The sequence below is a fragment of the Nocardia sp. NPDC003345 genome, assembly GCF_053589395.1.
Genome location: NZ_JBSFRU010000519.1, coordinates 1 through 2,570, shown reverse-complemented (window position 1 = coordinate 2,570; position 2,570 = coordinate 1). Strand labels below are relative to the sequence as shown.

Annotated in this window: 3 protein-coding genes; all 3 read left to right on the top strand. The window is 67.2% G+C overall.

Annotation, left to right across the window (positions count from 1 at the left end; all coding sequences use genetic code 11):
* The first annotated feature begins 118 nt into the window (after positions 1 to 118).
* Positions 119 to 985 carry a transketolase gene (locus tag ACWDU1_RS31475; protein WP_450004059.1) on the top strand — a complete coding sequence of 289 codons (867 nt, stop codon included), beginning with the start codon at positions 119 to 121 and terminating at the stop codon, positions 983 to 985.
* The gene (locus ACWDU1_RS31470) at positions 982 to 1,971 is read left to right on the top strand and encodes a transketolase family protein (RefSeq protein ID WP_450004058.1); all 990 of its coding nucleotides are present in this window, start codon (positions 982 to 984) and stop codon (positions 1,969 to 1,971) included. The genes ACWDU1_RS31475 and ACWDU1_RS31470 overlap by 4 nt, the downstream gene beginning before the upstream one ends.
* A gap of 93 nt (positions 1,972 to 2,064) precedes the next feature.
* Positions 2,065 to 2,570, top strand: a 506-nt coding sequence (locus ACWDU1_RS31465; RefSeq protein WP_450004057.1) for a GntR family transcriptional regulator, incomplete at its 3' end; no start/stop codon positions are given.

The following is a 2,570-nucleotide window of genomic DNA, read 5'->3' as shown; positions in this document are numbered from 1 at the left end:
AGGTCTCCCGCGAGCGACTGCTCGCCGAAGAGGCCACCCTGGCCGCGGTTTCCGATCTCGGCGCGGCGTCGCGCCCCCTCGTCTCCCCCTCCACGACTCCCAGGGAAAAGGAACTGCTGTGACCATCACCGCGCACGCCACCACCGGCCGCCGCGCCATCGTCGACGAATTCGCGTACCGCATGCGCCACGATGTCCTCGACATGGGCGAGGAACAGGGGCAGGGATATGTCGGGCAGGCCCTCGGCGCCGCCGACATCCTCGCCACTGTCTACGCCCAGCACCTGCGCTACCGGCCCGAGGATCCGGAATGGGCAGAACGCGATCGGTTCCTCCTCTCCACCGGCCACTACGCGATCGGGCTCTACGCCGCGCTCGCCGAAGCCGGCATCGTGCCCCGTGAGGAACTGGCCACCTATGGCTCCGACGACTCCCGGCTGCCCATGTCCGGCATGGCCAGCTACACGCCGGGAATGGAGATCTCGGGCGGCTCGCTCGGCCACGGGCTCACCGTCGCCGTCGGTATGGCCCTCGGTCTGCGTCATCAGAACTCGAATACCCGCGTGTTCAACTTCCTCTCCGACGGCGAACTCGACGAGGGCTCCACCTGGGAAGCAGCGATGAGCGCGCACCATCACCAGCTCGGCAACCTGATCGCGATGGTCGATATCAACGCGCTCCAGGCCGACGGCGCCACCGCTGGAGTGCTGAGCACCGAACCGGTGCAGGACAAATGGCGCGCCTTCGGCTGGCGCACCTACCGGGTCGACGGCAACGACACCTCCGCCCTGCTGGCCGCCTTCGACGACGCCACCGGCCACGCCGCCCCGCACGGCGCACCCGCGATCGTGCTGTGCGACACCAAGGTCGGCAAGGGCGTGCCGCTACTCGAGAACCGGACCAAGGCGCACTTCATGCGCATCGACGAACACGAATGGCAGATCTGCCGCGACCAGCTGACCACCGGATACGAGGACGTGCGATGACCACCACCGCTCCCAAACTGAAAACCTCGGCGATGATCGCCTCGTTCGTCGACCCGGGCCAGCGCACCACGGCCGCGCCGTTCGGGCACGCCCTGGTCGCGGCGGCCCGGGAGAACGACAAGATCGTCGGTCTCTCCGCCGACCTCGCCAAATACACCGATATGCACATCTTCGCCGAGGCGTTCCCCGAGCGCTTCTTCCAGATGGGCATGGCAGAGCAACTATTGTTCGGCGCGGCCGCCGGTATGGCCGAGACCGGGCTGATACCGTTCGCCTCCACCTATTCGGTATTCGCCGCGCGACGGGCCTATGACTTCATATGCCTGGACATCGCGGAGCCGAACCTCAACGTCAATATCGTCGGTGGTCTGCCGGGGCTGACCACCGGCTACGGCCCTAGTCATCAGGCCACGGAGGACATAGCGATCTTCCGTGGTATGCCCGACCTCACCATCGTCGACCCTTGCGACTCGGTCGATATCGAGCAGGCGGTCCCGCAACTGGCCGCGAGTCCCGGCCCGACCTACCTGCGCGTGTTGCGCGGCAAGGTCGCCACCGTGCTGGACGAGTACGACTACCGCTTCGAGCTGGGTAAGGCGGCGGTCCTGCGCGGCGGTGCCGATGTGGTGTTCGTGAGCAGCGGCCTGATGACCATGCGCGCCCTGCAAGCTGCCGACGCGCTGGCAGCGCACAAGGTCGATGTCGCGGTGGTGCACTGCCCGACCATCAAACCGTTCGATGCGGCGACCGTGCTGGCCGAGATCGACACCCCCCGGCTCGCGGTGACCTTGGAGAACCACACCGAGGTCGGGGGACTGTTCGAGACCGTTGCCGCTGCGGCAACCCGGGCCGGGCTCGGCCGGCGGGTGGTGCCGATCGCGTTGCCCGATGAATTCCTCGACGCCGGAGCGCTTCCCACGCTGCATGATCGCTATGGTCTGAGTACCGATCGAATCGTGGCTCGGGTGCTCGCCGAGCTGGGCTGATCAGTGCGGCCCGCGCCGCGGGGCGGGCGGGCCGTACAATTGTCGACAGACTGTTGTCGACAGTTGCCCGCTGACATACGCCTGGAGGCACGCATGGTTGCTCAACCTGCCGCTCTGCTCGGATTGGAGAAGACAAGCCTGCGCCAACAGGCCGTCGCCGCGCTGCGCAGCGCCATCACCAGTGGCGCGCTCGCGCCGAGGAGTCCGCTGGTGGAGACCGAACTCTCCGAGAAGCTCGCCATCAGCCGCGGGACCTTGCGGGAGGCCATGCGCCAACTCCAGCAGGAGGGATTGATCACCTCCGGTGCGCGTGGCCGGCTCTACGTCCGGCATCTGGACGAAAAGGAGATTCGCGATATTTTCGCGGTGCGCGCGGCGCTGGAATCACTCGCCGTGCGCGAACTCGCCGAACGCCCCGACCGAGCGGAGCTTCTCCCGGCGCTGCGCGAGGCGCTGGACGCCATGAGCCGCGCGGAGCGTTCGCTGGACGAGCGGATCGAGACCGACTTGAACTTTCATCGCGTGCTGTGCCGCCTCACCGGTAACGAAACTCTCCTGCACTCCTGGCAGTCGCTGGAGGGCTCGATCCGGATGTCGAT